This window comes from Actinomadura bangladeshensis, assembly GCF_004348335.1.
Taxonomy (GTDB): domain Bacteria; phylum Actinomycetota; class Actinomycetes; order Streptosporangiales; family Streptosporangiaceae; genus Spirillospora; species Spirillospora bangladeshensis.
In genome coordinates this window covers 1-1,137 of sequence record NZ_SMJW01000558.1, presented here as the reverse complement: position 1 = coordinate 1,137, position 1,137 = coordinate 1, and the positions used below count along the sequence as shown (strand labels likewise).

General features: G+C 74.1%; 2 protein-coding genes. Both read right to left on the bottom strand.

The genetic code is table 11. The annotated features are described in order from the left end of the window. Nucleotides 1-8: 8 nt before the first annotated feature. Nucleotides 9-458, bottom strand: a complete 450-nt coding sequence (locus E1284_RS40840; protein ID WP_243715068.1) for a DUF2752 domain-containing protein — start codon at nucleotides 456-458, stop codon at nucleotides 9-11. Between the two features lie 289 nt (nucleotides 459-747). Beyond that, nucleotides 748-1,137: winged helix-turn-helix domain-containing protein (locus tag E1284_RS40835; RefSeq protein WP_131945458.1), on the bottom strand; the 390-nt coding region annotated here is incomplete at its 5' end.

Below are 1,137 nucleotides of genomic sequence, written 5' to 3'. Positions count from 1 at the left end.
GGGTGGGATCAGGGGGCCAGGGCGTGGGCGAAGGGGAGGTTGCGGACCACCCAGTAGACGATCAACAGGCCCAGGAAGGCGTACACCACCGGCTGTTTGTAGAGCACGGTGCGCATGGGGAGGCCCTGGATGCTTCTCACCGTCCAGCGGACGTAGAGGTAGCCGAAGACGGGCAGCAGGACGAACAGCAGCGGGTTGAGGCCGAAGGCGGTGCCCACGTCCCCGTGGGTCAGCGCGTAGACGAGGCGCGTCGCCCCGCAGCCGGGGCAGTAGTACCCGGTCAGCGCCAGGAACGGGCAGCCGGGGTAGTGCCCCGCCTCGTTCGGATCGCCCCGGAAGGCCACGACCAGCGCCCCGGCGGCGACCCCGCCCAGCACCGCCGCCTGCGGCACCAGCGTCCGCATGCCCCGCCGGGGCGCGTGCGAATGCTCTTGCGGCGGAGCGGCTACCCGAGTCACACGACCCACGATAGGCGAGCCGGGTCCGAACCCCGCCCCCGGGAGTTCGGACCTCAACCGGCGGAGCACGGGCAGGCACGCCGAGCCGAGTCCGAGCCCCGCCGTTCGAACCTCAACCAGCGGAGCACGGGCAGGCACGCGGAGGGCGCCCTAGCGCCCGGAGCGGGCATGCCCGCCGAGCCGGGCGACCGCAGCGACACCGCAAACCTGCACGGTCACAACACACCCGCACAGTGGCGTGAGGATCGACCGGCTCGTGACGGGGGTTCCAGGGGGTCGCCCCCCTGGGCTAACACGCGTCCAGTACGTAGCCGATGCCTCGGACCGTTCTGATGGGGGTGCCTTCGCCGAGTTTGGCGCGGAGTTGGGCCACGTGGACGTCGACGGTGCGGCTGCCGGCGCCGGCGCCGGGGCCCCAGGCGGCGTCGAGGAGCTGCTCGCGAGTGAAGACGCGGCCGGGGTTGGCCATGAGGAATTCGAGGAGGTCGAACTCGGTGACGGTGAGGGCGACGCGGCGGCCGGCGGTGACGGCGGCGCGGTCGTGCGGGTCGAGGGCGATGGGGCCGGCGCGCAGCGGCGGCGCGGGCGGTTCGGCGGGGGCGCCGCGGCGGAGGGCCTCGGCGACGGCGGCGACCAGGACGCGGGGGCCGAACGGGCGGTCGACGCGGTGGTCGCCGAG